The sequence below is a fragment of the Rhodoferax sp. GW822-FHT02A01 genome (assembly GCF_038784515.1).
In the GTDB taxonomy this organism is placed as follows: domain Bacteria; phylum Pseudomonadota; class Gammaproteobacteria; order Burkholderiales; family Burkholderiaceae_C; genus Allorhodoferax.
The window spans coordinates 1549821-1574899 of record NZ_CP152376.1 but is presented as its reverse complement, the minus strand read 5'-3'; the positions used below and the strand labels follow the sequence as shown (position 1 = coordinate 1574899).

General features: G+C 62.0%; 25 protein-coding genes. 9 read left to right on the top strand and 16 right to left on the bottom strand.

The features are described from left to right. Positions 1-6 precede the first annotated feature (6 nt). The 6 genes from AAGF34_RS07450 to AAGF34_RS07425 form a co-directional block, all read right to left on the bottom strand. Positions 7-960 carry a sugar ABC transporter permease gene (locus AAGF34_RS07450; protein ID WP_342619979.1) on the bottom strand — a complete coding sequence of 318 codons (954 nt, stop codon included), beginning with the start codon at positions 958-960 and terminating at the stop codon, positions 7-9. 94 nt (positions 961-1054) lie between these two features. After that, complete coding sequence (locus tag AAGF34_RS07445) at positions 1055-2386, bottom strand: extracellular solute-binding protein (protein ID WP_342621059.1); 1332 nt, start codon at positions 2384-2386, stop codon at positions 1055-1057. 73 nt (positions 2387-2459) lie between these two features. Beyond that, the gene (locus AAGF34_RS07440) at positions 2460-3494 is read right to left on the bottom strand and encodes a LacI family DNA-binding transcriptional regulator (protein ID WP_342619978.1); all 1035 of its coding nucleotides are present in this window, start codon (positions 3492-3494) and stop codon (positions 2460-2462) included. 112 nt (positions 3495-3606) lie between these two features. After that, positions 3607-4071 (bottom strand): tetratricopeptide repeat protein, encoded by a 465-nt coding sequence (locus AAGF34_RS07435; protein ID WP_342619977.1) that lies wholly within the window; start codon positions 4069-4071, stop codon positions 3607-3609. 69 nt (positions 4072-4140) lie between these two features. Beyond that, positions 4141-4452 carry a MocE family 2Fe-2S type ferredoxin gene (locus AAGF34_RS07430; protein WP_342619976.1) on the bottom strand — a complete coding sequence of 104 codons (312 nt, stop codon included), beginning with the start codon at positions 4450-4452 and terminating at the stop codon, positions 4141-4143. 22 nt (positions 4453-4474) lie between these two features. After that, positions 4475-5566 carry a fatty acid desaturase family protein gene (locus tag AAGF34_RS07425; RefSeq protein WP_342619975.1) on the bottom strand — a complete coding sequence of 364 codons (1092 nt, stop codon included), beginning with the start codon at positions 5564-5566 and terminating at the stop codon, positions 4475-4477. Between the two features lie 139 nt (positions 5567-5705). Here AAGF34_RS07425 and AAGF34_RS07420 point away from each other — a divergent pair, with 139 nt between their 5' ends. After that, entirely contained in the window at positions 5706-6752 is a 1047-nt protein-coding gene (locus AAGF34_RS07420; RefSeq protein WP_342619974.1) for a LacI family DNA-binding transcriptional regulator, read from the top strand. A gap of 30 nt (positions 6753-6782) precedes the next feature. Here the strand turns inward: AAGF34_RS07420 and AAGF34_RS07415 are convergent, their stop codons facing one another. The 3 genes from AAGF34_RS07415 to AAGF34_RS07405 all read right to left on the bottom strand — a co-directional run bounded on the left by AAGF34_RS07415 (position 6783) and on the right by AAGF34_RS07405 (position 10362). Next, on the bottom strand, positions 6783-7802 hold the full coding sequence (locus tag AAGF34_RS07415; protein ID WP_342619973.1) for an ABC transporter permease: 1020 nt from the start codon (positions 7800-7802) through the stop codon (positions 6783-6785). Positions 7803-7822: 20 nt separating this feature from the next. After that, a complete protein-coding gene (locus AAGF34_RS07410) occupies positions 7823-9361 on the bottom strand; it encodes a sugar ABC transporter ATP-binding protein (protein ID WP_342619972.1) in 1539 nt (512 codons plus the stop codon). 71 nt (positions 9362-9432) lie between these two features. Then, positions 9433-10362, bottom strand: a complete 930-nt coding sequence (locus AAGF34_RS07405; protein WP_342619971.1) for a sugar ABC transporter substrate-binding protein — start codon at positions 10360-10362, stop codon at positions 9433-9435. A 271-nt stretch (positions 10363-10633) separates the two neighbouring features. Here AAGF34_RS07405 and iolC point away from each other — a divergent pair, with 271 nt between their 5' ends. The 6 genes from iolC to AAGF34_RS07375 all read left to right on the top strand — a co-directional run bounded on the left by iolC (position 10634) and on the right by AAGF34_RS07375 (position 18358). Then, entirely contained in the window at positions 10634-12586 is a 1953-nt protein-coding gene (gene iolC, locus AAGF34_RS07400) for a 5-dehydro-2-deoxygluconokinase (protein ID WP_342619970.1), read from the top strand. A gap of 30 nt (positions 12587-12616) precedes the next feature. Beyond that, entirely contained in the window at positions 12617-14488 is a 1872-nt protein-coding gene (iolD, locus tag AAGF34_RS07395; RefSeq protein WP_342619969.1) for a 3D-(3,5/4)-trihydroxycyclohexane-1,2-dione acylhydrolase (decyclizing), read from the top strand. A 29-nt stretch (positions 14489-14517) separates the two neighbouring features. Continuing rightward, positions 14518-15441, top strand: a complete 924-nt coding sequence (gene iolE / locus AAGF34_RS07390) for a myo-inosose-2 dehydratase (protein WP_342619968.1) — start codon at positions 14518-14520, stop codon at positions 15439-15441. Between the two features lie 102 nt (positions 15442-15543). Further along, entirely contained in the window at positions 15544-16365 is an 822-nt protein-coding gene (iolB, locus tag AAGF34_RS07385; RefSeq protein ID WP_342621058.1) for a 5-deoxy-glucuronate isomerase, read from the top strand. 53 nt (positions 16366-16418) lie between these two features. Beyond that, positions 16419-17942 carry a CoA-acylating methylmalonate-semialdehyde dehydrogenase gene (locus AAGF34_RS07380; RefSeq protein WP_342619967.1) on the top strand — a complete coding sequence of 508 codons (1524 nt, stop codon included), beginning with the start codon at positions 16419-16421 and terminating at the stop codon, positions 17940-17942. After that, positions 17939-18358 carry a hypothetical protein gene (locus tag AAGF34_RS07375; protein ID WP_342619966.1) on the top strand — a complete coding sequence of 140 codons (420 nt, stop codon included), beginning with the start codon at positions 17939-17941 and terminating at the stop codon, positions 18356-18358. Before AAGF34_RS07380 ends, AAGF34_RS07375 begins: the two co-directional genes overlap by 4 nt. Positions 18359-18361: 3 nt before the next feature. Here the strand turns inward: AAGF34_RS07375 and AAGF34_RS07370 are convergent, their stop codons facing one another. Together AAGF34_RS07370 and AAGF34_RS07365 are read right to left on the bottom strand one after the other, a co-directional pair. Further along, positions 18362-18742: a rhodanese-like domain-containing protein gene (locus AAGF34_RS07370; RefSeq protein WP_342619965.1), complete on the bottom strand. Its 381-nt coding sequence runs from the start codon at positions 18740-18742 to the stop codon at positions 18362-18364. Positions 18743-18771: 29 nt separating this feature from the next. Continuing rightward, a complete protein-coding gene (locus AAGF34_RS07365; protein ID WP_342619964.1) occupies positions 18772-19122 on the bottom strand; it encodes a carboxymuconolactone decarboxylase family protein in 351 nt (116 codons plus the stop codon). Between the two features lie 158 nt (positions 19123-19280). On the opposite strand from AAGF34_RS07365, the gene cueR reads away from it, so the two are divergent. Continuing rightward, positions 19281-19685: a Cu(I)-responsive transcriptional regulator gene (cueR, locus tag AAGF34_RS07360; protein WP_342621057.1), complete on the top strand. Its 405-nt coding sequence runs from the start codon at positions 19281-19283 to the stop codon at positions 19683-19685. Positions 19686-19750: 65 nt separating this feature from the next. Here the strand turns inward: cueR and AAGF34_RS07355 are convergent, their stop codons facing one another. The 5 genes from AAGF34_RS07355 to AAGF34_RS07335 all read right to left on the bottom strand — a co-directional run bounded on the left by AAGF34_RS07355 (position 19751) and on the right by AAGF34_RS07335 (position 24204). Further along, on the bottom strand, positions 19751-20293 hold the full coding sequence (locus AAGF34_RS07355; protein WP_342619963.1) for a carboxymuconolactone decarboxylase family protein: 543 nt from the start codon (positions 20291-20293) through the stop codon (positions 19751-19753). A gap of 2 nt (positions 20294-20295) precedes the next feature. After that, positions 20296-21090: an ABC transporter ATP-binding protein gene (locus tag AAGF34_RS07350; protein ID WP_342619962.1), complete on the bottom strand. Its 795-nt coding sequence runs from the start codon at positions 21088-21090 to the stop codon at positions 20296-20298. A 1-nt stretch (position 21091) separates the two neighbouring features. Further along, the gene (locus AAGF34_RS07345; RefSeq protein WP_342619961.1) at positions 21092-21928 is read right to left on the bottom strand and encodes an ABC transporter permease; all 837 of its coding nucleotides are present in this window, start codon (positions 21926-21928) and stop codon (positions 21092-21094) included. A 6-nt stretch (positions 21929-21934) separates the two neighbouring features. Continuing rightward, the gene (locus AAGF34_RS07340; protein ID WP_342621056.1) at positions 21935-22858 is read right to left on the bottom strand and encodes an ABC transporter substrate-binding protein; all 924 of its coding nucleotides are present in this window, start codon (positions 22856-22858) and stop codon (positions 21935-21937) included. 209 nt (positions 22859-23067) lie between these two features. Further along, positions 23068-24204 carry a patatin-like phospholipase family protein gene (locus AAGF34_RS07335; protein WP_342619960.1) on the bottom strand — a complete coding sequence of 379 codons (1137 nt, stop codon included), beginning with the start codon at positions 24202-24204 and terminating at the stop codon, positions 23068-23070. Between the two features lie 158 nt (positions 24205-24362). Here AAGF34_RS07335 and AAGF34_RS07330 point away from each other — a divergent pair, with 158 nt between their 5' ends. Further along, the gene (locus AAGF34_RS07330) at positions 24363-25007 is read left to right on the top strand and encodes an NAD(P)H-dependent oxidoreductase (protein ID WP_342619959.1); all 645 of its coding nucleotides are present in this window, start codon (positions 24363-24365) and stop codon (positions 25005-25007) included. Positions 25008-25079 lie beyond the last annotated feature (72 nt).

The following is a 25079-nucleotide window of genomic DNA, read 5'->3' as shown; positions in this document are numbered from 1 at the left end:
GGTGCGTTACCGGTTCTTGATGTGGTTGAGGGCTTTGACATAGATGTTGGCCAGCCCGAATACGGCCACAAACAAAATGATGGCGAAGGCAGACGAGTAGCCAGTGCGCCATTTCTCGAAGGCTTCACGCTTGAGCGTGATGGAGGCCACCTCGGTGGTGGAGCCCGGACCACCCGAGGTCAGCAGGTTCACCATGTCGAACATCTTGAAGTTCTCGATGCCGCGGAACAGCACCGCCAGCATGATGAAGGGCAGCACCATGGGCAGGGTGATGGACCAGAACTGGCGCCACTTGGAGGCGCGGTCCACCTCGGCGGCTTCGTAGATGTAGTCGGGAATGGAGCGCAGGCCGGCCAGGCAGATCAGCATCACATAGGGCGTCCACATCCAAGTGTCCACGATGACGATGGCCCAGGGTGCCAACGGCACTTCACCCAGCATGGAAAAGGACGATGGCGACACACCCGTCAGCAGCGATGCAATGGCATTGAACAGACCGGTCTGCGGCTGGTACAGAAAAGCCCAGAAGTTGCCCACCACGGCGGGCGACAGCATCATGGGAATCAGGATCAGCGTGGTCCAGAACCCATGGCCGCGGAACTTGCGGTCTATCAGATAGGCCAGGCAAAAGCCGATCAACGTTTGCAACAGAATGGTCCAGAACACAAAGTGCGCCGTGGTCTGCATGGCGGCCCAGACGTCCGGGTCGGTGAGGATGGACACATAGTTGTCTATGCCGAGGTTGCTGACTTCGGCATTCGGGCGGTTGGCGCGGTAGTTGGTGAACGACAGCTTGATGGTCCAGATCAGCGGAAAGATATTGATGGCCAGCAGCAGCAGCATGGTGGGGCCGATGAATATCCAGGCAATGGAGCGGTCGGACAGCCCCCGCATGCGGCTGGCAAGCGGCGCCGGTGTGGAGCGTGCAATGCGGTCAAGCAGAGGTGTTGATTCGGACATGGTGGTGGCCCAGGGCGTTGGTGATCCGTGCACCTGCCCCACGCAACACGCGTGGAGCAGGAACACATACGGGAGTCAGGAAGACGGCGTGGTCTTACTTGATCTTGCCGTCGTCCTTGAAGACCTTCTTCCAGTCTTGCACCAGGGCGTCCAGCGCTTCCTTGGCAGTGCCCTTGTCGGCCACCACAAAGTCATGCACCCGTTTTTGTTCGGCCAACAGCAGCTGCGCATAGGAAGGCTCGGCCCAGAAATCCACCACCTGGTTCATGGATTCCTGGAACGCTGCCGCGTACGGTGCGCTCTTCAGGTAACCCGGGTCCTTGAGCACGGCGTTGTGCGCGGAGGAGCCGCCAATGGCTTGCCACTTCTTCTGCACTTCGGGGTTGGCAAACCACTTGATGTAGGCCAGCGCCTCATTGCGGTTGGGCGAGTACGACACCACCGAGATGCCCTGACCACCCAGCTGCACGCCCTTGGCCTTGTCCGACGGATTCACAAAGTAGCCGATCTTGGCGCCGCCCACATTGGGGTCCTTGTCCAGGCCCGGGAAGAAGGCGAACCAGTTCATCATCATCGCAACCTGGCCGGACTTGAAGGCGTCCAGCCCCTCGCCCATATAGGAGTTGGTCAGCCCCGGAGGCGTGCTGCCCTTGTAAATGGACTTGTAGAACTCCAGCCCGCGGATGGCATCGGCGGAGTTGACGAAGCCGTCCAGCGCATAGGGCTTCTTGGGGTCTTCGTATTTGAAGCCGAAGGGATAGAGCACATTGCTCACACCCATGGTGATGCCTTCGGAACCGCGCTCGGTGAAGATGTAGGCGCCGTAGACCTTCTTGCCGTCAATCATGCGGCCCTGGAAGAACTCGGACACTTCCTTGAAGTCTTTCCAGGTCTTGGGTGGTTCCAGATCGCGGTTGAATTTCTTCTTGAACTCAGCCTTGATCTCGGGCTTGCTGAACCAGTCCTTGCGGTAGGTCCAGCCCAACGCATCGGCCATGGCGGGCAGGGCCCAGTAGTTGGGTGTGTTCTTGGGCCACTCGGCATAACCCACCACGGTGGCGGGTGCGAAGTCGCTCATCTTGATGCCTTCCTTGTCGAAGAACTCATTGAGCTTGACGTAGTGGCCGCTCTCGGCCGCGCCACCGATCCACTGGCTGTCGCCAATGATCACATCGCACAGCTTGCCCTTGGAGTTGAGCTCATTGAGCATGCGGTCGGCGAAGTTGGGCCATGGAACAAACTCGAACTTCATCTTGATCTTGCTTTGCGCCGTGAAGTCTTTGGACAGCTCGACCAGCGCATTGGCCGGATCCCATGCGGCCCAGCACAGGGTGATGGTCTTGTCTTGCGCCTGTGCCACGCCGGCGCCCAGACTCAGTGCGGTGGCCACTGCCATGGACGCCAGCGTCGGCAGCTTTTTCAACATTGCTTTCATGAACCGTTCTCCTCGTAAATATGTATTGAAGGGACTCTCACTCAACAAACATCCCACCGCCGTTTCAATGCAGGTTTTCGGCAGTCAAGATCTCCACGCGCGGTTGCACCACGCTTTGCACACCGCGCACGTTTTCACACAGGCCACGCAGCACGCGCGCTGCCGTGAGAACGCAGTAATGAACATCCTGGTGCAGCACATAGGCCAGGCTGCCCTGGATCAGCATGGACTGGTGCGCCGCAGTCAGGTCGTGCGCAACCAGGGCCACGTCCTGCGTGAGACCGGCCTGGGCCAGAGCGCGCGCGATACCTGCGGTGGCCACGCCGACGCAATACACGCCGCTGATGTGGGACAGATCCACACCACTGTTGAAGTAGTCGCTCAGCGCTTTGCAGGCCTCGTCGTCATCGGCGGGAATATCCGGCAGACGTTCCACCACCAGCGCGGGAAAGCGTTCCTCGATGACCTGGACAAAACCGATGCGGCGTTCAATTTCGGCGGACATGCGCGTGGTCTGCGACAGCAGCAGCAGGCGGTTGCGTTGGGGTTGGCTTGCCATGCGCGCCAGCAGCAAACCCGCAGTACGTCCGGCCGCACGGTTGTCGGCACCCACAAAGGCCTGGCGCATGGAGCCGGCCACATCGGTAAACAGCGTCGCCACGTGCACGCCTGCACGTACGTGGTCGTTGATGGCCAGCTTGACGGCGGGTACATCCGGCCCGACCAGCACGATGGCGTCGCAGTCGGTCACGCGTGAGAGCTCCTGGGCAAAGCGCGCCGGGTCTTCGGCAGGAAAGCGATAGGTCAGCTCGGTGATGTGCTGGTGCCGAAAGTCACCTGCGGTCTGCGCGATATGGCGCTCCAGGTCGTCCAGAAACGGGGTGCTGGCTTCGGGCAGGACATAGGCAAACTTGAAGTTGCCCTTGCTGCGCGGCCGGCCCCGGGTCACGGTGGGCGCGCCCAGCGCATTGATGGCGTCCAGTACCTTGCGCTCGGTCTCTGCATTCACCCCGGAGCGCCCGTTCAACACCCGATCCACGGTGGCGGTGCCTACGCCTGCGCTCTTGGCTATTTCTGCAATGGTGACGGTGGTTGCCATGACTGATTGATAATTGATTGATGTGCAGTTTATGTACATCAATAATTAAATCAATCAGGGTTTTTACCGTCCCCTGAGATCGCGCGCACCGAGGCGCGCCAACAAAATGGCGCTACTGGACGGGCTGGTACTTCTTGATGGCTTCGGCCAAGTCCTCGTACTCCTCACACGACCGATTGCCGCAAATGGACTCCAGCATGGCAAGGTGCTTTTGAGCCTCCTCGGGTTGCCTGGCCATCAGATAGGCCTCGCCGATATATTCATGCGCGCCTTTGTGGTTGGGGTCAATTGCCAGCGCCTTCTTGTAAAAGTCAAAGGCCTTGTCCAGCTCCGGCGCAGGTTTCTTGCGATTGAAATAGCCCAGCAGATTGAGCACGTCCGGATTCCTGGGCTCCATCCTCAGCGCCTGCTCCAGCTGGTAGCCGGCATTGCGCCAATCCTTTCCATCCATCATCTTGCGCGCAGCCGCCAGCTGCTCGGCCATGGGAGGTGGGGAACTGGAGACGACTCCCGCCGCACTGGCGGACCCGGCCAAGCCCAGCAACAAGGTTGCGCACAACCATTGGTTCAACTTCATGACAGCCTCCTAAAGTGGAGGGCAATTTTCCGTCGCCCAAGTACAACTTGCGCGATCAGGGTCAAGGCATCAGTCCACCTGAACCAGCACCATGCCACCCTCCACCTTGGCCGGATAGGTCTTGAGGTTGATGCACACCGGCGCGCCCAGCGCACGGCCATCGCGGATGTCAAAGCGGCCGTTGTGCTTGGGGCATTCGATCACATGGTCCATCACCAGACCATCGCAGAGGTGCACCTGTTCGTGGGTGCACAAGCCGTCGGTGGCGTAGACCTTGTCCTCCACGCGGTACACGGCGTAGGTGTGGCCGTCTGCGTCGAAACGCACCACGTCTTCATCGTCGATATCGTCAAAGGCACAGGCGGTAATCCATTGGCTCATGGTGGTTGTCTCCGTAAAGGGTTCAGGCGGCTTGTGCAGGCAAGGTGCGGCGCACGCAGTGATAGGGGTCCTTGGCCTGGCGCCACATGGTGGGCAGGATTTCGGCGTAGGCGGCGATGGTGCTGGCGTAGGGTGGCGGGCAATCGGCCTGGATGGCTTCGTGTAGCCGCGGCAACTGGTGGTAAGGCACCATGGGGAACATGTGGTGCTCCACGTGGTAGTTCATGTTCCAGTACAGAAAGCGGAACAGCGGATTCATGTACACGGTGCGGCAGTTCAGGCGGTGGTCCAGCACGTTCTCGGGCATGCCCGCATGCTGCGTCAGCCCGAAGAAGTTGTAGAGCCAGGCGCCCAGCATGCCGGGCAGCAGGCCTATCAGCAGCACCGGCAACCAGCTCTGCAACGCCAAGGCGCTGCCCATCACCACGGCATACACCAGCACCCATAGCCGCGCCTCACGCACCATGCGGGGCCACTCCATTTCGGGCACAAAGGTTTTCTCCTCTGCACTGATGCTGCCGCAGGCATTGCGCAGTACCGCAACCATTTCCTTGGGGCCGTTCAGGATAGCAAACAAGTTGAGCAGCGTGGAGGCCCAATCGACAGGCACCGGCGCGGCAATTTCCGGGTCGCGCCCGGTCACCAGGGTATCGGTGTGGTGGCGCGCATGGCTCCAGCGCCACCGGGTGGGACGGCGCAGCACCTGGAAGGATGCGCACTGGTACAGCACATCATTGATCCAGCGCGTCTTGAAAGCGGTGCCGTGGCTGGACTCGTGCCAGCGGCTGTCGGCCGGACCGCAATACAAGGTGGCGTAGACAAAGTAGGCGGCAAACAATGCAACCGCGCCCCAACCGGCGGTCCACCCATATGCGAATAGCGCACCACTGCCGATGATGAGCGCATACCAAAGCGCCGTGTCGCGCAGGGCATGGGCGTCGTCCCGCTGCATCAGGCCCTTCATCACCGGGCGGGGTACAGGGCATTTGTACCACTGGGCGTTGACCAGTCGGGCGGCAGCTGCGCGCTCAGCGGCTCCGCCTATGAGGCGGTAGTCGTCGCGGCGACGCGGCGCGGGCGACTGCATCTGGGCGGGATTGCTGGCAAGGCTCATGACTGTTGGTCTCCTGTTTTTGGATTTCCGCGAATGGTATCGATTTGAAAATTTTTTCCAATCACAAACCATCAAATCACATCAAAAGCTATCAAAATCAGACTTTGAAAACTTGCATGACTTGCAGACAGGGGCCGCCATGAAACCCAAGATCACCATCCAGGCCATTGCAGAAGCGGCGGGTGTGAGCACTGCCACGGTGGACCGCGTGCTCAACAGCCGCTTGCCGGTGCGGGAAGGCACAGCACTGCGGGTCATCGAGGCGGCCGAACGTCTGGGCTACCACGCGGTGCATGTAATGCGTCAGCGCCTGCCCGAACGCGGCGCCAGCCGGCGCCTGGGCTTTTGCCTGCAAAAGCGCGCCTCGCCTTTCTACCAAAGCTTTGCCCAGGCGCTGCGCGATGCGGTGCAGCGGCAGACCGACGGACGCAGCACCACCGTGATCGAATTTGTGGATGACCTGGAGCCGGTGGCCATCGGCGAAAAGCTGCTGGAGCTGGGGCGCCGTTGCGATGCACTGGGCGTGGTGGCGCTGGACCACCCGCACGTGAACAGCGCCGTGGCGCAGCTGCATGCAGAAGGCCACCCGGTGATGGCCCTGCTGACTGACCTGAGTGCACCACAGCGCCTGGGCTGCGTAAGCATAGACAACCGCCAGCGTGGCCGCACGGCGGCCTGGGCGGTGCGGCGCCTGTCGCGCGGCGAAGGGGATGTGGGCGTGTTCGTGGGCAGCCACCGCTACCAAGGACAGGAGATCAGCGAAATGGCCTTTCGCTCCGCCCTGCGCGAACACGCACCGCAGCTGCGTGTGCTGGACGCACAGGTCAATCTGGAGGATGAACAGACCGCCTACGAGGCCACGGTGGGGCTGCTGCAGCGCAACCCCGATCTGGTGGGCCTGTACGACTCGGCAGGTGGCGGCGCAGTGGGCATCGTACGCGCCCTGCGCGAAGAAGCGACCGGTCGCAACATTGTGCTGGTGTGCCACGAGCTCACGCCGGCGCACCGGCTGGGCCTAGTGGACGGCATCATCGACTTGGTCATCCAGACCCCGCTGGTCGCGCTCACCGACACCACCGTGCGCGTGCTACTGCAAGCTTTGCAGATGCCGGAAGCCGGGCAGACACCGGTACTGGCCCAGCCCTTCATCCTGCCGTTCGAGATTTACACCTCAGAAAACGTCTGACCCGCGCGAAAGGGCGCGCGGCGCGATTCCTCAGCGTCCACGTTTCTTGTTGCGGTACTGGTCGGCAATCACCGCCACTACGATGATGGCACCCTTGACCATCTCCTGGTAGTAGGCGTCGATGCGGATGAAAGTGAAGCCCGACATCATCACGCCCAGGATCAGCACGCCGATCACCGTGCCGGTGATACGGCCCAGGCCACCCACCAGGGATGTGCCACCAATCACCACCGCCGCAATCGCGTCCAGCTCATACATCACACCCATGCCGGACTGGCCGGAGATGGCACGCGCAGCCGTCACGCTGCCGGCAATGCCGCTGAGCAAGCCCGCGATGGTGTAGATGTAGACCAGGTGGCGGTTGACGTTGATGCCCGAGACACGCGCGGCCTGGCGGTTGGCGCCTATGGCATAGGTGAACTTGCCAAAGCGGGTGTAGCGCAACACGATGTGGAAGATGACCGCAATCGTCAGGAAGATGTATACCGGGTTTGCGCCAGAGCCGATCCAGGCGAAGTCATCGGTCAGCATGCTCACCGGCATGCCGCCAGTAAACCACTTGGCAAAACCACGCGCTGCCACCATGGTGCCCAGGGTGGCGATGAAGGGCGGTATGGCAGTGAAGGCAATGAGCGAGCCGTTGAGCAGACCAATCAGGAGGCCCACGGTCATGCCCGCCAGGACGGGCCAGATCACCGGCAAATCGGTCAGCTGCGGAAACACCGCGCGCGGGAAGTCCGACACCTGTGCCAGGCTGGCAGAGACCACTGCCGCAGCCGCCACCACGGAGCCGGAGGACAGGTCGATGCCGCTGGTGATGATGACCATGTTGACACCGACGGCGATGATGCCGATCACCGACATCTGCAGGATGATGATCTGCAGGCGCTCGGCATTGAAGATGAAGCTCTGCCCGTTGATGTACCAGCCCAGCGCCTCAAAGAACAGGCTGATGCCGATCAGCACCATCAGGATGCTGGCCTCGGGCGGCAGTTTGAATTTGGCACCAGCGCCTACCGAAGGGCTGGACGGTGCAGTGGAGGTAGTCATAGTGGTCATCTTTGAAAAATCTATTTGGCAGCCAGGTCCATGATGGAAACCTGGTCTGCATCTTTGCGGTCCAGAATGCCGGACACATGGCCCTCGTGCATCACGACAATGCGGTCGCTCATGCCGAGCACTTCGGGCATTTCGGAGGAGATCATCAGAATCGCCACGCCCTGGCCCGCCAGCTCGGAAACCAAGCGGTGGATTTCTGCCTTGGCACCCACGTCGATACCGCGCGTGGGCTCATCCAGAATCAGGATCTTGGGGTTGGTCAACAGCCAGCGCCCGACCAGCACCTTCTGCTGGTTGCCGCCGGACAGATTGAGGATGACCTCATCCATGCTGGGCGTCTTGACGCGCAGGCGCTTGGCCATGTCCATGCAATCGGCATGGAGCTGTTTGCTCTGGACAAAGCCAGCGGCCACATAGCGCTGGGTGAGTACCGCGCTGTCCATGTTCTCCTGGATGGTCAGTCCCAGGAAGCAGCCGGTCTCCTTGCGGTCTTCGGTCAGAAAGGCCATGCCGTTGGCCAGGGCCACGGCCGGGCTGTGGATGGTGACGGGCTTGCCGTTGATGGCAATGGTTCCGGAGGTGGCCGGCGTCACGCCAAACAGCGCTTCCGCCACATTGGAGCGGCCCGAGCCCACCAGGCCGGCCATGCCGACGATTTCACCGGCGCGTACGTCAAAGCTGATGTCGCTGAACACGCCGTCCAGGCACAGGTCTTTGACGGACAGCACCACCTTGCCAATCGGGACTTCCTGCTTGGGGAACATCTGTGTGATCTCGCGGCCTACCATCATCTTGATGATGTCGTCGCGCGTGACTTCGGTCGAGAGCTTGGTGGCAATGTATTTGCCGTCGCGGAACACGGAGAACTCATCGGCGATCTCGAAGAGCTCATTCATCTTGTGGGTGATGTAGATGATGCCTTTGCCCTTGGCGCGCAGACTGCGGATGATGCGAAACAGGTGCGAGACTTCCTTCTCGGTCAGCGCCGAGGTGGGCTCATCCATGATGAGCACATCGGAGTTGTACGACACCGCCTTGGCAATCTCCACCATCTGGCGACTGGCCACCGACAGCGTCTGCACTTCTGCGCTCGGATCGATGTCGATGTTGAGTGTCTTGAACAGCTCTGCGGTGTTGCGGTACAGCGCACCATGGTCCACAAAGCCGAATGCATTGCGGGGTTCGCGCGTGATCCAGACGTTCTCGGCCACGGTCATGTAAGGCATGAGATTCAATTCCTGGTGAATCATGGCAATGCCCTGATTCAGCGCGTCTATGGGCGACTTGAGCGTGATGCGCCGTCCCTTGAGGCTGATGTCACCACGGTCCGGCATGTAGATGCCAGCAATGATTTTCATGAGAGTGGATTTGCCCGCGCCGTTCTCGCCCATGAGCGCGTGCACGGTACCGGCGCGCAGCTTGAAACCCACGTTGTCCAGCGCGACAACGCCGGGGAAGCCCTTGCGGATGCCGTGGATTTCCAGCAACGGCGGCGCGCCGGATCCGGCGGCTGGCGTGGGCGGGGCTTCCAGTGTGGCTGTGTCAGACATTCTGATATCTCGTTGAATAAAGCAAACAGCCATGCAAGCCCTTGCGGGCTTGCATGGCGAGAGACCACCGCTTAGTTTTTGCCGGTGTACTTGCTCAGGTTGGCCGGCGTGACCAGCTCGAAAGGCACGTTGACAAACCGTTCAACCGGTTGCTTCTTGATCAGCTTGAGGGCAGATTCCACGGCGCCGGCGCCTTGGCCCGCTGCGTTCTGGAAAACAGTGGCCTTCAGATCGCCGACCTTCATGGATGCCAGCGCATCCGGGGTGGCATCCACACCGGCCACGATGGAGGCGGGGGTCCATTTCTTGCCGGCCTTGAGTGCATTGATGGCACCGATGGCCATTTCGTCGTTGTTGGCAATGATGGCGTCAAACTTCACGCCGGAGGACAGCCAGTTGGTGACGATGTCCTGGGCCTTGGTACGGTCCCACTTGCCTTCGCGCTTGTCCACGATCTTCATGCCGGAGCAATCCTTGGTGGCAATGACTTCTTCGATGTCCTTGGTGCGGGTACGGGCAGCTTCGTTGGAAAGATCGCCCATCAGCACCAGAACGTCACCCTTGCCCTTGAGCAGGCGGCAAACTTCCTGGGTTTCCAGGGTGCCGGAGACGCGTTCGTCGGAGGCCACAAAGGCTACGCCCGCCGGCAGCTTTTCAAAGTCAACCGGTTTGCGGTTCACGTAGACCAAGGGGATCTTGGCTTCGGTCACCATCTTGGTGATCTTGGGGGTGGCATCGGTATCCACGGGGTTGACGATGATGGCATCCACCTTTTGTGCAATCAGGTTCTGGATCTGGCTGAGCTGCTTGCCCACATCGCCCTGTGCATCTTCCACCTGGACGGTAGCGCCGGCCTTCTTGCCCGCATCCACGGTTCCGTTCTTGAGAATGGTCAGGAAGGTATCGAGTTCAGCCATGGCCAGACCGATCTTTTGCGCATGCGCGGCCAGGGGCGCCAGCAGGGTGGTAGCGACGGCGGCGGCGATCATAAGTTTCTTCATGATGGGTGAGTCTCCAGAGTATTTGATTCGAAGCAAAAACGAACAGGTTTTATGCGGCGCACTATCAACAGAAATTTTTTTGCACCACAGGTTGTACTGTAATGAAAATTTTCCAAAAAGGAAAAATATTTTCTAAGTGATTACCCCAAGCGAAATCTTTGTCCATATAATCTAGAGTCCACGAATCGAAAAGTTTTTCTAATTCCGTGCAACTGGCATAAGCTGTTGATCCACACGGGGTTCCGATTCACGCCAACCAGATAGATCCAACATGCCAGCCTTCCCATTTCCTGAAAACCGTCCGATTGACCTCGCCTGCCTGGGGCGTCTGGCGGTGGACCTGTATGCCCAACAGTTCGGCAGCCACCTGGAAGATGCCCGCAGCATGGCCAAGTACCTGGGTGGCAGCTCGGGCAACCTGGCCTTCGGCGTAGCCCGTCTGGGCATGAAGAGCGCCATGATCAGCCGCGTGGGCAACGAGCAGATGGGCCGCTTCCTGACGCAGAGCCTGCAGGCCGAAGGCTGCGATGTGTCGCAGGTACAGGTGGACCCGGAGCGCCTGACCGCCCTGGTGCTGCTGGGCCTGAAGGACCGCGACACCTTTCCGCTGCTGTTTGTGCGCGAGAACTGTGCCGACATGGCCATTGACGCAGCGCAGATCGACGAGTCCTTCATCGCCAAGTGCCGCGCCCTGGCCATCACCGGCACCCATCTGTCCACGCCGGTCACCCGCAAGGCTTCGCAGACCGCGCTGGACTATGCCGCCAAACATGGCGTGGTGCGGGTGCTGGACATTGACTACCGCCCGGTGCTGTGGGGCCTGACGTCCCGCGGCGCAGGCGAGAACCGCTTTGTGGCCGATGCCCATGTCACGGCGCAGCTGCAGGAAATGCTGCCGCACTTCGAGCTGCTGGTGGGCACCGAGGAAGAGTTCTTCATTGCCGGTGGCGCAGGCGAAGACATCATTGCCAGCCTGAAAGCCGTGCGCGCCGTATCCAAGGCCACCCTGGTGGTCAAGCGCGGCGCTTTGGGCTGCTGCGTGATCGAAGGTGCCATTCCCGACCGCATCGAAGACGCGCCCACCTTCCGTGGCGAACGGGTGGAGGTGCTGAACGTGCTGGGCGCTGGCGATGCGTTCCTCTCCGGTCTGATGGCAACCCTGCTGCAGGGCAAGGACTGGGCCGAGTCCACCCAAGTGGCCAATGCCTGCGGCGCCATCGTGGTGTCGCGCCACGCCTGCTCCGCCGCCATGCCCACACCGACCGAGCTGGCCCACTGGTTTGGCGGCCAGCGCAACCCCAAGGTCGATGCCGACCAGCAGCTGGCACACCTGCACCGCGTCAGCATTGCCCGCCCGCAATGGGACGAGCTGTGCGTCATGGCCTTTGACCATCGCAGCCAGTTTTATGACCTGGCCCGTGAGGCCGGTGCTTCCGATGCACGCATTCCCGCGCTCAAGAAGCTGCTGGTGCAAGCCGCTGGGCAGGTGGAAGAAAGCCGCCAGATGCAGGGCCACACCGGCGTGCTGATCGACGGTGGCGACTATGGCCGCGACGCGCTGGCCAGCGCCACCGGCCGCGGCTGGTGGGTGGGGCGCCCGGTGGAGCTGCCGGGCTCACGCCCGTTGCGCTTTGATGGCACCCGCTCCGTGGGCAGCGCACTGATCCACTGGCCCACCGAGCACGTGGTGAAATGCCTGGTGCACTACCACCCGGACGACGCCTACGCCCTGCGCCTGGAGCAGGAGCAGAAGGTGCTGGAGCTGTGGGAAGCCACGCGCGAGAGCGGCAACGAGCTGCTGCTGGAAATCATCCTGCCCAAGGCCCTGACCGTGACCGGCCAGGAAGACGCGGCGGTGCTGCGCGCCGTCAAGCGCTTCTACAACATCGGCGTCAAGCCCGAGTGGTGGAAGCTCGCACCCATGCAGGCCACAGGCTGGCGTTGCCTGGAGGCACTGGTGGCCGAGCGCGACCCGCATTGCCGCGGCGCCGTGATCCTGGGCCTGAACCAACCCATCGCCCATCTGGTGGAGAGCTTCCGGCACGCCACCAACCCCATCGTCAAGGGCTTCATGGTGGGCCGCAGCCTGTGGGCCACGGAATCCCTGCAATGGCTCAAGGGGGACATCGATGACGCTACATTCGTGAACCGGGTGGCGGCCAACTACACCGTGCTGGTGGATGCATGGCGCAACCGCCGCAGCATGGCACACGCAGTGGCCTGACCTACAGAACAAACACAGCAGAGACACACCATGAAGACCCTGAGACTGACAATGGCGCAGGCCCTGACCAAGTACCTGGCAGCCCTGCGCGTGGAAATGGATGACGGCAGCATCCAGCCCTACTGCGGCGGCGTGTTCGCCATCTTCGGCCACGGCAATGTGGCCGCCTTTGGTGAAGCCCTGTGGGCCGAGCGCGCGCAGCTCCCCACCTACCGCGCGCACAACGAGCAGGGCATGGCCCATGCCGCCGTAGCCTATGCCAAGGCGCACCTGCGCCAGCGCATCATGGCGGTGAGCACCAGCATTGGCCCGGGCGCCACCAACATGGTGACGGCAGCGGCGGTGGCCCACGTGAACCGCATTCCGGTGCTGCTGCTGCCCGGCGACACCTTTGCCACCCGTGCGCCCGATCCGGTGCTGCAGCAGGTAGAGAACTTCCAGCAGGGTGACGTGTCGGCCAACGACGTGTTCCGCCCGGTCACGCGTTACTTTGACCGCATCACCCGGCCCGAACAACTGCTGACCGCGTTGCCACGCGCCATCCAGGTCATGACCGATCCGGCCAACTGCGGCCCGGTCTGCCTGGCCTTGCCACAGGACGTGCAGGCCCATGCGTTTGATTACCCGGCCAGCTTCTTTGAACCCGAAGTCATACGCCTGCGCCGCCCGCCCACCGATGCACACGAATTGCGACGTGCAGCTGCGCTGTTGAAGTCCGCCAAGCGGCCTCTGATCGTGGCCGGTGGTGGTGTGCTCTACAGCCAGGCCAGTGCCGGCCTGCGCGCATTTGCGGAGCAGTTTGGCATTCCCGTGGTCGAGTCGCACGGTGGCAAGAGTGCCCTGGAATGGGACCATCCGCTGAACCTGGGCGCCATCGGTGTGGACGGCGGCCCTGCCGCCAATGCCCTGGCGCGCGATGCCGATGTGGTGTTCGCGGTGGGCACGCGCCTGCAGGACTTCACCACCGGTTCGCACGCACTCTTTACCGCAGCCAGGCTGCTGAGCCTGAACGTGCAACCGTTTGATGCCGGCAAGTGGAGCGGCACCGCACTGGTGGCAGACGCCCGCGTGGGGCTGGAGCAACTGACATCCGCACTGGGCGGCTGGACCGCCGACGCCGCCTGGACCCAACGCGCCAAGCGTGAAGCTGCCGACTGGGTGCAGACCGTGACCACGCTGACTACGCATGTGCCCGAGCCCGGTACGCTGCCCTATGACGCCGAGGTGATTGGCGCCGTGCGTGACTCCCTGAATGACGCCGGTGGCAACAGCGGTACGCATGACGTGGCCGTGGGCGCCTCGGGCACCTTGCCGGCCGAGCTGCACAAGCTCTGGCGCGCGTCCAGCCCCGGCAACTACCACATGGAATACGGCTACTCCTGCATGGGTTACGAAATTGCAGGTGCGGTGGGCGTCAAGATGGCGCGGCCGCAGCAGGAGGTGATTGCATTCGTAGGCGACGGCTCCTACATGATGGCGAACTCCGAGCTGGCCACCTCGCTGCTGCTGGGCAAGAAGCTCATCGTCGTGGTGCTGGACAACCGCGGCTACGGCTGCATCCAGCGCCTGCAGACCGCTACCGGCAGCGCACGTTTCAACAACCTGCTGGATGACTGCGTGGTCGAAGGCGGCGAAGCCAGCAAGATCGACTTTGCCATGCACGCGGCGTCCATGGGCGCTGACGCCGTGCATGTGAAAAACGTGGCCGAACTCAAGAGCGCCATGGCCCGAGCCCGCGCCGCCACACGCACCCAGGTGCTGGTGATCGACACCACCCACACCCGCACCACCCAGGAGGGCGGCTGCTGGTGGGAAGTGGGCATTCCCGAAGTCTCGGCCCGTCCTGAAGTCCAGGCTGCCCACGCCGAATTGGCGGCCGCCAAACAAGACCAACGCGTCTGAACCTTTTGCTATTTTTCTGAGAGAACACTATGACCTGGAACGTACATATCGGCATCAACCCCCTGTCGTGGATGAACGACGACCTGCCCTCGCTGGGCGGCGAAACCCCGCTGGAAACCGCGCTGCGCGAAGGCAAGGAAATCGGCTACGAAGGCTTCGAGCTGGGCAACAAGTTTCCCAAGGACGGCCCCGGTCTGAAGGCCAAGCTCGACGAGTTCGGCCTGCGCTGCGTGTCGGGCTGGTACTCCGGCTTCCTGGCCGAGGTGGAACCCGGCCAGAGCAATGCCGATGCAGTGGCCGCCGAGATCGAGCGCTGCAAGGCGCATATGAGCAAGCTGCAGTACAACGGCGTGAAAGTCGTGGTGTACGGCGAGTGCGCCGGCACGGTGCAGGGCCAGATCGACACCCCCGTGTCCAAGCGCCCTACCTTTGCCAATGAAGCCTTGTGGCAAGGCTACGCCGAGCGCCTGAATGCATTCGGTGAACATCTGATCAAGACCTACGGCATCAAGCTGGCCTACCACCACCACATGGGCGCCTATGTGGAGTCACCCGCCGATGTGGACAAGCTCATGGCGCTGACGGACCCTGCCAAGGTGTTCCTGCTGTTCGACACCGGCCACGCCTACTTCGGCGGCGCAGCCGACCCGGTGGCGCTGCTGCAAAAGCACGTCAAGCGCGTGGTGCATGTGCATTGCAAGGACGTGCGCACCGCGGTCATCGCACAGGCCCGCAACGACAGCTGGAGCTTCCTGAACGGAGTGATCAACGGCACCTTCACCGTGCCGGGCGATGGCAGCATTGATTACAAGGCAGCACTCACCACGCTCAAGAACGCAGGCTATGAAGGCTGGCTGGTGGTGGAAGCCGAGCAGGACCCCGCCGTGGCCCCCAGCTACCAGTACGCCAAGAAGGGTTACGACACCCTGCGCGCCTTGGTGGATAGTTTGTAACCCCCTGAGCCGCTTCGCGTCTTCCCCCAAGGGGGACGCACCCGGTGGCCCGGCAAAGCCGGTTCCACGGGCGCCCTTGAAGAACACCCTGTAAAGGAACGAATAATGGTCAGTCCCCTACTTGCCAAGGCCGCCTCAGAAGGCCGCGAAATCGTCAACGTCACGCCCGAGCGCGCGGGCTGGACGCATCTGGGCTTTCGGGCCGTGCGTCTGGCTGCTGGTGAAACCGAGACAGTGCAGACCGGTACCCGCGAACTGTGCCTGGTGGTGCTCACCGGCACCGTCGATGTGGAAGTGGACGGCCAGGTGTTTGCCAACCTGGGCCAGCGCGCCACGGTGTTCGAAGAGGTCTCGCCCGCAGCCGTGTACGTGCCCTCCGGCAAGACCGTGGTGGTGCGCAACGCGGCCGGCGCTGGCCATCTGGCCGAAGTGGCCCTGTGCACCGCGCCCTGTGACGATGCCACGCGCAGCGTGAGCGTGATTGACCCGGCCAGCATGCGCCGTAGCGTGCGCGGCAAGGGCACGAACACACGCTATGTGTGCGACATCCTGCCGCACGACGACCCGCGCGCAGCCCATCTGCTGGTGGTGGAAGTCATCACGCCCAGCAGCCACAGCTCCAGCTACCCGCCGCACAAGCACGATCAGGAAACGCCGCCGACCGAGACGCTGCTGGAGGAAACCTACTACCACCGCCTCAATCCGCCGCAAGGCTTCGCCTTCCAGCGCGTCTACACCGATGACCGCAGCCTGGACGAAGCCTGTGCCGTGGAAAACCACGATGTGGTGATGGTGCCGCGCGGCTACCACCCGGTGGTCGCACCCCATGGCTACGATCTGTATTACCTCAATGTGATGGCGGGCCCGAACCGCTTCTGGGTGTTCAAAAACGACCCGGCACATGAGTGGATGCTGGCTCCCTGACGCCCGGCTTCCCCGCAACTTCCTTCACTGCAAACCCTTTACCAAAGCACCCCATGACACCCTATACCGATTCCACCGAAGTTGCGCAGTACATCCAAGGTGCACGCACCGCGGGCACCAGCACACGCACACAACCCGTCTACAACCCCGCCACCGGGCAGGTGGCACGCCAGGTGCGCCTGGGTAACGCCGCTGACGTAGCCGCTGCCGTGGCCTCTGCCAACGCGGCATTCCCCGCCTGGGCCGACACGCCGCCTATCCGGCGCGCGCGCATCATGTTCAAGTTCCTGGAGCTGCTCAATGCCCGGAAGGACGAACTGGCCCGCGTGATCACCGCCGAACATGGCAAGGTGTTTACCGATGCGCAGGGTGAAGTCTCGCGCGGCATCGACATCGTCGAGTTTTCCTGCGGCATTGCGCAACTGCTCAAGGGCGACTTCACCGACCAGGTTTCCACCGGCATCGACAACTGGACCCTGCGCCAGCCCTTGGGCGTGGTGGCCGGCATCACGCCGTTCAACTTCCCTGTGATGGTGCCCATGTGGATGTTCCCGGTGGCGATTGCCGCAGGCAACACCTTTGTCTTGAAGCCCAGTCCGCTGGACCCCAGCCCCAGCCTGCTGATTGCCGACCTGTTCAAGCAAGCCGGTCTGCCCGATGGCGTGTTCAACGTGGTGCAGGGTGACAAGGAAGCCGTGGACGCGCTGTTGGAGCACCCCGATGTGAAGGCCATCAGCTTCGTGGGCTCCACACCGATTGCCAATCACATCTATGAAACCGGCGCGCGCCATGGCAAACGCGTGCAGGCCCTGGGCGGTGCCAAGAACCATATGGTGGTGATGCCCGATGCCGACATTGATCAAGCCGTGGACGCCCTGGTGGGCGCGGGCTATGGCTCGGCTGGCGAACGCTGCATGGCCATCAGCGTGGCCGTATTGGTAGGGGATGTGGGTGATCGCCTGATCCCCAAACTGCTGGAGCGCACCAAGTCCCTGAAGGTGCTGGACGGCATGAACCTCTCTGCCGAGATGGGCCCCATCGTGACACAGGCCGCGCACGCGCGCATTACCGGCTACATCGAACAAGGTGTGAAGGAAGGCGCCACGCTCTTGCACGACGGTCGTACCTTCAGCGGCAAGGCCGCCGGTGCGGGCTGTGACAACGGTTTCTGGATGGGTGGCACGCTGTTTGACAACGTCACGCCCGAGATGAAGATCTACAAGGAGGAGATCTTCGGCCCGGTGCTGTCCTGCGTCCATGTGAAAGACCTGGCCCAGGCGGTGAACCTGATCAACGCGCATGAGTTCGGCAACGGTGTCTCCTGCTTCACCCGCGACGGCAACGTGGCACGCGAATTCAGCCGCCGCATCCAAGTGGGCATGGTGGGCATCAACGTGCCCATCCCCGTGCCCATGGCCTGGCACGGCTTTGGCGGCTGGAAGAAGAGCCTGTTTGGCGACATGCATGCCTACGGCGAAGAGGGCATGCGCTTCTACACCAAGCAAAAGAGCATCATGCAGCGCTGGCCGGAGAGCATTGGCAAAGGCGCTGAATTTGTGATGCCCACGGCCAAGTGAAAGAGCAGCTGCAGCAGCCTGCGTCCCTGCCCGACTGGGACCTGTACCACGCTCTACGCGAGCAGTGGACGCACGAGGACAACCTGGTCAACCACCGGTTGATGTGGCTGATCCTCTCGCAGGGCTTGCTGTTTACCGCCTACGGCACGCTGACCTTCGACAAGCACCGTTGGCTGATCTTTGGTTTTCCACTGTTTGGCATGGCGGTTGCGGGAGTGATTGGCATCAGCATCTTTGCCGCGCTGGATTCGTCCCGCGCCATTGAAGCAGCCTACCGCCAGGCCGGACTGGAACGCCTGTGCCACCTCACGCCGCAGAGTGGCAGTGCGCACCGTGGCAACTGGGCCGCCAAGGCGCTGCCCTTTGTGTTTGGCACGCTGTGGGTGCTGGCGGCTACCGGCTTCATCCAGAGCTAGCGTTTACTCGTACGAAGGGGGCACCGGCTTGGCAACCGGCTTGCCCGCAGCCACCCAGGCATCGAAGCCGCCGGCCAGATTCAGCACATTCAGATAGCCCATCTCGTGCAACGCGGCGCCAGCCAGAGCGGCGCGGCCGCTGGTCTTGCAATAGAGAACGATGGCAATGTCGCGTGACTGCAGTGCGGGCATGCCACTGAAGCGGAACTCCAGCATGCCGCGGGAGATGTGGATGGCGCCGGGCAGGTGGCCGGCTGCGAACTCATCGGCCTCGCGCACATCCACCAGCACGGCGGCGTCGCGAATGGCCTGGTCGGCATCGGCAATGGACACTTCCTTCACGCGCGCCTTGGCGGCGCTGACGAGGTCACTGGCTGTTTTCATAGGGTTCTTTCTGGGGGTGGGGTTCGTATTCAGGTGGCAGCTGCCATCTGGTCGTAGGCGGCCAGCGCCTCTGCGGTGTACATCAGGGCCGGGCCGCCGCCCATGTACACGCATACCGCCAGCATTTCTTCCAGCTCCTGCTTGGTGCAACCCAGCTTGAGGAGCGCCTTGACGTGAAAGCCGATGCATCCCGAACAATGCTGGGTGATGCCAATGGCCAAGGCCAGGAGTTCCTTGGTCTTGGCACCCAAGGCTCCTTCGGCCATGGAGGCGCGGGCCAGTTGCCCGAACGCCTGCAAGGCATCAGGCTGTGCCTTGCGAAACGGCGCCAGGTTCTGGTTGATGGACTGGATCAGACCGGTGTGGTCAAAGTTGCTCATGGACGGACCTTCAATGACTAAAAACTCGCAAGCACCATTTTATACCCCATGGGGTATATTGCAAGCTGCATATTTTCACCGCTTGTCCCCGCTCAACACAGGACCACTGGCGATATGCGATGCTGTGCCTCTCAACCACCGGACATGCCATGGATTACCTGAACATCGGCCAGGCGGCCAAGGCCTCGGGCGTATCGGCCAAGATGATTCGCCACTACGAAAGTGCAGGGCTGATCCCCGCGGCCTTGCGGTCGGATGCGGGCTACCGTCGATACGGCCCGGCCGATGTCCACACGCTGAAGTTTGTGCGCCATGCACGTGACCTGGGCTTTTCGCTGGTCGTCATCCGCGAGCTGGTGGGTCTGTGGCAGGACCGCGAGCGGCCCAGCCGCCAGGTCAAGGAACTGGCGCAGACGCATATCCGCGAACTGGAGCAAAAGGCCCACGAACTGCTAGCCATGAAAGCCGCCCTGGAAAAGCTGGTGCAGTGCTGCCATGGTGATGACCGGCCCGACTGCCCGATTCTGGAGACGCTGGCCAATGATGGCTCTCCCATAGGCTAAGCGCCTTTGGACGCACCTGCACGACTGCCGCACCACAAGTAACGCCCCACGCACGGGGTCGGTAACTACTCCGGCTGCACCTGCAGGGCCTCCAGGAAGCGCGACACCATGTTGTAGCTGGCAATTACGCCCACCAGTTCCACCAGCTGCTGCGTCGAGCCCAGACGCTGACGTACCCGTTCAAAGCAGTCGTCGCTCACCTGCACCTGCCTGCACATCTCCAAGCTCAATTCCAGCACAGCGCGCTCGATGGCATTGAAGTGCATCATGTCCCAGCTCGCCGCCTCGACATCGCGCAGAGACTCCAGTTGCTCCTGGGTGCCGCCCGCCGCCAGAAACTCCGGCGCATGCTGCAGCCACTCATACTCGGCGCGGTTGATGACCGCCACCGCGCAGATGGCGAGTTCACGCAGCTTGGGATCCAGCGTGAGCGCATTGCGCACAGCTCCGAGAAAGGTGTTCCAGCCCACCGCGAACGCCGGGCTGTTGAGCAGCATGCGGTCCAGATTGAGCAGCGTGCCGCCGCGCCGCTTGCGGATGGCCTGCACCACCTCGGCCGGACCCAACTGCTCGTCGGGAACGGAAGGAATGCGCGGTTCGCGGTCCATGCTCAGTCCACGGCTGCAACCAGCTCAGCATTGTGGTGACGCTGCTGCTCTTCCATCACCAGCTGGCCCAGCTCTCGCTTGAGTGCGTTGAAGGGCGCAGAGGCCGGGTCGCGCAGGCGCGGCAGGTCCACCAGCATGTCGCGCTTGACGGTGCCGGGTCGGTAGGTCATCACCACGATGCGGTCGGCCAGGTAGATGGCTTCTTCGATGCTGTGGGTCACGAAGATCACGGTCTTGCCCAGCTCGGCCCAGATGCGCAGCAGCTCATCCTGCAAGTTGCGCCGGGTCAGTGCGTCGAGCGCACCGAAGGGTTCGTCCATCAGCATGATGGGCGAGTCCAGCGCCAGTATGCGGGCAATCGCCACGCGCTGGCGCATGCCGCCCGAGAGGTCCTTGGGGTAGCGCGTGCGAAAGTCCGACAGGCCCAGCTTGGCTAGTAGCGCCTGTACCGTCTCCTGGATCTGCTGGGCGCCCACGCCCTTGATCTCCAGACCGAAAGCGATGTTCTTTTCCACGGTCATCCAGGGGAACAGGGCGTACTCCTGGAACACCATGCCGCGGTCGGGTCCGGGCCCGGTCACGACGGCGCCATCGGCGGTAATGGTTCCGCTGCTGGGCAACGAGAAGCCCGCAATGGCATTGAGCAGCGTGGACTTGCCGCAACCTGAAGGCCCTAGCAGGCAGACGAACTGGCCTTGTGGAATGTCGAGCTGGATGTCCTTGAGCGCCACCACTTCACGGTCCGCAGTGCTGAAGATCTTGTTGACGCCGTTCACGGCAATATGGGTTGCGCTCATCTCAGTGCTCCAGACCGCGGTGCCAGCGCAGCAAATAGTTGTTCAGGCGATTGACGCCGATGTCAATGGCCAGCCCCAGCATGCCGATGGTGATCATGCCGGCGATGATCTTGTCGGACCAGAAGTACTCGCGCGCCTCCAGAATGCGAAAGCCCAGGCCGTTGTTCACCGCGATCATCTCGGAGACGATCACCACGATGAACGCAGTACCGATGCCGATGCGCACACCCGAGAGGATGTAGGGCACCGCCGCTGGCAGGATGACACGCAGGAACATGGTGCGCTGATTGGCACCCAGATTGCGCGCGGCACGCAGGTAGATGCCGTCCACGTGGCGCACGCCGGCGATGGTGTTGATCAGCACCGGGAAGAATGCGCCGATGGAGATCAGAAAAATGGCCGGCGGATTGCCCAGACCAAACCACAGAATGGCCAGCGGAATGTAGGCAATGGGCGGAATGGGCCGCAGTACCTGCGCCAGCGGGTTCAACCAGGCATACACCCGCGGGCTCGCGCCCATGACCAGGCCCAGCGGCAGCGCCAGTGCGGCGCCGACCAGAAAGCCCACAACCACCCGGTACATGCTGCCCAGGGCGTCCACAATCAGTTCGCCCGACACGGCCCATGCCAGCCAGCTGCCACCCACTTCCGCAAACGGCTTGGCCGGCAGCAAATAGGCCACCCAACGGGTCACCACAGCCCAAGGTGAGGGCAGCACGTGCTCATTGGCCCAGCCCATGGAAGAAGCGGTTTGCCAGATGGCAATCAGCACGATGGGGACGATCAAACCGGCGCCTATCTCGCGCCATTTGAATGTTTTGCTTGCTGAAGTGCTCATGGCGGCTTACTTCACTCCCAGGGACTTCTTGGCAGCTTCCAGCAGATCGGTCTTGACCCAGTCCTTGGCCACAGGTGGCTTTTCCATCTTGCCGATGCCGTACTTGGCCATCAGGTCGGTGGAAATCTGGATGTGCTCGGGCGTGATGTCAAAGGTGTAGGGCGAGTTGTCGATGGCGTCGTTGAAATCGTCCTTGGTGATCTGGCCTTTGAACACAGTTTGCGTGACGTATTTTTCAGCCGTGGCCTTGCTGTCGATGAAGGTCTTGGTGGCCTCCACAAAGCAACGCATGAACTTCTCGGCCGTGGGGCGGTGTTCCTTGTAGAACTTCTCGCTCATCACCAGGGTACGCACGGGCTCGCCAATCGGGGTGTCGTAAGGCTTGATCACCTCCACGCCAAAGTTCTTGTTGAGCGCCTGCGAAGACTGGGGCTCAGTCTGCATGATGGCGTCCAGGTTCTTGCCCAGCAGCGCGGCGTTCAGATCGGGGTAGGAAAGATAGATGAGCTGTACGTCCTTGCCGGGCGCGTCCGAGGCGGTCAATCCGTTCTGGCCCAGCTCCACTGCCAACAGCAGCTCCTGGATGCTGCCGCGGGTCACACCGACCTTCTTGCCCTTGAGATCCTTGACCGATTTGATGCCCGCATCCGGACGCGCCACCAGACGTGCACCGCCCTTGGCAAAGCCGGCCACCACATAGACCGGCACACCCTTGGCGCGGCCGGAAATGGCCGCCTCGGAAGCCGTAGCACCCACGTCCAGCTCGCCGGCAATGATGGCCTGCATGATGTCCGGCCCCTTGGCAAAGGTACTTTCTTCCACCTTGATGCCGCACTTGGGCGCGATTTCCTTGATGTACGAAACAGCGGCGAAATGCGCCAGCTTGAGGTTGCCCAGGCGGATGACGTCATCGGCCGCGTGCGCGGACATGCTGCCAAGGGTTGCACAGGCCAGCAGGCCCAGAGTGAGGCGTTTGAACATGGTTTGTCTCCAATGGTTTGAACTCACAGGCAATCAGGCGGCCTGTTGATGCCGGATTGTGGAGCGCAGCCAGCCAATGCGCATCTGTAAAACTACGCATGGGGCCGCCAGAACGCGGCATCCCGGGCCGGCTCAACCGGGGCTAGGGCCTGTTCACACTATTTGTCATCCTCCTGGACCGGCACCCGCAGGTCGTCCAGGTAGTCACGTGCGATGTCGATGCTGGAGGCAACCCCCACGTGCACCAGTTTGCGCTCCAGCCAATGGCTGGCGCACCGCTGCCCCAGGTCACGCAGCTTGTAGATCAGGTCGGCACCGGTTTCGGATTTGGTGGACGCTGGGTAAGCGTCCAGCTCATGGCCCCCGTCGATGCGGTGCATCAGCACGTTCTTGTAGCGCTTGGGGTCCAGCTTGCCTTCGGCGAGCAGGCGCTTGACGAAATCGATGGCGCGCATTTCGGCAATCAGAGCCGAATTGAAGGTGATTTCGTTGAGGCGGTCCAGGATATCGACCGAACTGGTGGGCAGCACATTGCGTCGCAGCGGGTTGATCTGCACCAGCAACACGTCGGAGCTCTTGCATTCATACACCAGCGGGTGGATGGCAGGGTTGCCGGAGTAGCCGCCATCCCAGAAGTCCTCGCCTTCGATCTCCACCGCCCGGAAAACCGTGGGCAGGCAGGCTGACGCCATGACAGCCTTGGCCGTGAGCCGCCTGCCGGAAAAGACTTCTGCCTTGCCCGTGCTGACCCGGGTGGCCACCACGAAGACCTTCAACTCGTCAAAGGCTGCCAGCCTTTCAAAGTCGATCTGCCGCTCCAGAAAGTCTTGCAACGGGTTGATGTCCAGCGGGTTGGTCTGGTAGGGCGAGAACGACTTGGCCCAGAAACCGGTCAGGGCGTCACTCACCATCTGACCCGGCGACTGATGACCGACCAGGGCAGAGAGGCCGCCAAACAGCAGGTCAAACGGCACACGCTGGGCATTGGAAATGGTGGATTGCAGGGCGCCCATGGCGATCACACCCTCCCAGAAATCATGCAGGGACGCCCGCGCCGACTCGCGCTTGTCAATCTGGGACTTGCCTTTTGCCTGCGCCAGACCGTGGGCCATAGCCACGGCGTTCATGGCACCGGCACTGGTACCGCTAATGCCCTCAAAGTCCAGCCGCCCGTCCTGCAGCAGGGTGTCCAGAACGCCCCAGGTAAAGGCGCCGTGGGAGCCCCCGCCTTGCAGCGCCAGATTGATGGAGCGTTGTTCGGACGGTGTGGATAACGGAGTTTGCGAGTGGTTCATGGCTTCACTTATAGCGATTCTCAAATGCCGATTGTTGCTGAATAAGCAATGTGGCTGTGATTGGAATGCTATTTCTCCTTGGTTAAAGAAATTTTAAAGTCCAACCCATGGCCGCAGCAGACGCTTCGGCGACCCCAAAAACTGAAAGGACCTGCACCATGAAACTCTTGCACATTGACTCCAGCGTACTGGCTGACAACTCCGTTTCCCGCAAACTGACCGCGCAAATCGTGGCCGAGTGGAAATCCAACCATCCCCGCACCACGGTGGAATACCTGGACCTGGCCAGCCACGCCCCCAGCCACCTGTCGGCTGACTCCCTGGGCTTTCGCCTGCCTGCGGGCTCCAGCCTGACCGATGTGCAAAAGCACGAAAACGCTGTTTCTGAAGCCCTGGTGCAACAGTTCCTGGCTGCCGACGTGATCGTGGTGGGCGCTCCGCTCTACAACTTCTCCATCCCCAGCCAGCTCAAGGCATGGATTGACCGCGTGGCTCAGGTCGGCCGCACCTTCAAGTACACCGAAAAGGGTCCGCAAGGTCTGGCCGGTGGCAAGGTGGTGATCGTGGCTTCCACCCGTGGTGGCCTGTATTCCACCAGCGAAGGCGGCCGCGCCATGGAACACCAGGAAAGCTATCTGCAGACCGTGTTTGGCTTCTTTGGCATCACCGACGTGCGCATCGTGCGTGCCGAAGGTCTGGCCATGGGTGAAGAGGGCAAGGCTCAGGCACTGGCCTCTGCCACCTCCGATATCAAGACGGCCACGGTGGCAGCCAACGCAGCTAACGCCGCACTGGCTGCCTGATAGCAGGCCAACCCGGGAGTGGGCGGGGCGGGGTATCTGGTACAAACCCCGTATTCCCACACTTTCGGAGCG

Coding starts and splice junctions, on each gene's coding strand:
- AAGF34_RS07335 (WP_342619960.1), bottom strand. CDS start 24,204: ATGAACCACTCGCAAACTCCGTTATCCACACCGTCCGAACAACGCTCC.
- AAGF34_RS07405 (WP_342619971.1), bottom strand. CDS start 10,362: ATGAAGAAACTTATGATCGCCGCCGCCGTCGCTACCACCCTGCTGGCG.
- AAGF34_RS07415 (WP_342619973.1), bottom strand. CDS start 7,802: ATGACTACCTCCACTGCACCGTCCAGCCCTTCGGTAGGCGCTGGTGCC.
- AAGF34_RS07435 (WP_342619977.1), bottom strand. CDS start 4,071: ATGAAGTTGAACCAATGGTTGTGCGCAACCTTGTTGCTGGGCTTGGCC.
- AAGF34_RS07425 (WP_342619975.1), bottom strand. CDS start 5,566: ATGAGCCTTGCCAGCAATCCCGCCCAGATGCAGTCGCCCGCGCCGCGT.
- AAGF34_RS07410 (WP_342619972.1), bottom strand. CDS start 9,361: ATGTCTGACACAGCCACACTGGAAGCCCCGCCCACGCCAGCCGCCGGA.
- iolE (WP_342619968.1), top strand. CDS start 14,518: ATGACCTGGAACGTACATATCGGCATCAACCCCCTGTCGTGGATGAAC.
- AAGF34_RS07345 (WP_342619961.1), bottom strand. CDS start 21,928: ATGAGCACTTCAGCAAGCAAAACATTCAAATGGCGCGAGATAGGCGCC.
- AAGF34_RS07340 (WP_342621056.1), bottom strand. CDS start 22,858: ATGTCCGCGCACGCGGCCGATGACGTCATCCGCCTGGGCAACCTCAAG.
- AAGF34_RS07450 (WP_342619979.1), bottom strand. CDS start 960: ATGTCCGAATCAACACCTCTGCTTGACCGCATTGCACGCTCCACACCG.
- AAGF34_RS07365 (WP_342619964.1), bottom strand. CDS start 19,122: ATGAGCAACTTTGACCACACCGGTCTGATCCAGTCCATCAACCAGAAC.
- iolC (WP_342619970.1), top strand. CDS start 10,634: ATGCCAGCCTTCCCATTTCCTGAAAACCGTCCGATTGACCTCGCCTGC.
- AAGF34_RS07440 (WP_342619978.1), bottom strand. CDS start 3,494: ATGGCAACCACCGTCACCATTGCAGAAATAGCCAAGAGCGCAGGCGTA.
- AAGF34_RS07445 (WP_342621059.1), bottom strand. CDS start 2,386: ATGTTGAAAAAGCTGCCGACGCTGGCGTCCATGGCAGTGGCCACCGCA.
- AAGF34_RS07355 (WP_342619963.1), bottom strand. CDS start 20,293: ATGGACCGCGAACCGCGCATTCCTTCCGTTCCCGACGAGCAGTTGGGT.
- AAGF34_RS07350 (WP_342619962.1), bottom strand. CDS start 21,090: ATGAGCGCAACCCATATTGCCGTGAACGGCGTCAACAAGATCTTCAGC.
- iolD (WP_342619969.1), top strand. CDS start 12,617: ATGAAGACCCTGAGACTGACAATGGCGCAGGCCCTGACCAAGTACCTG.
- AAGF34_RS07330 (WP_342619959.1), top strand. CDS start 24,363: ATGAAACTCTTGCACATTGACTCCAGCGTACTGGCTGACAACTCCGTT.
- AAGF34_RS07420 (WP_342619974.1), top strand. CDS start 5,706: ATGAAACCCAAGATCACCATCCAGGCCATTGCAGAAGCGGCGGGTGTG.
- AAGF34_RS07370 (WP_342619965.1), bottom strand. CDS start 18,742: ATGAAAACAGCCAGTGACCTCGTCAGCGCCGCCAAGGCGCGCGTGAAG.
- AAGF34_RS07380 (WP_342619967.1), top strand. CDS start 16,419: ATGACACCCTATACCGATTCCACCGAAGTTGCGCAGTACATCCAAGGT.
- AAGF34_RS07430 (WP_342619976.1), bottom strand. CDS start 4,452: ATGAGCCAATGGATTACCGCCTGTGCCTTTGACGATATCGACGATGAA.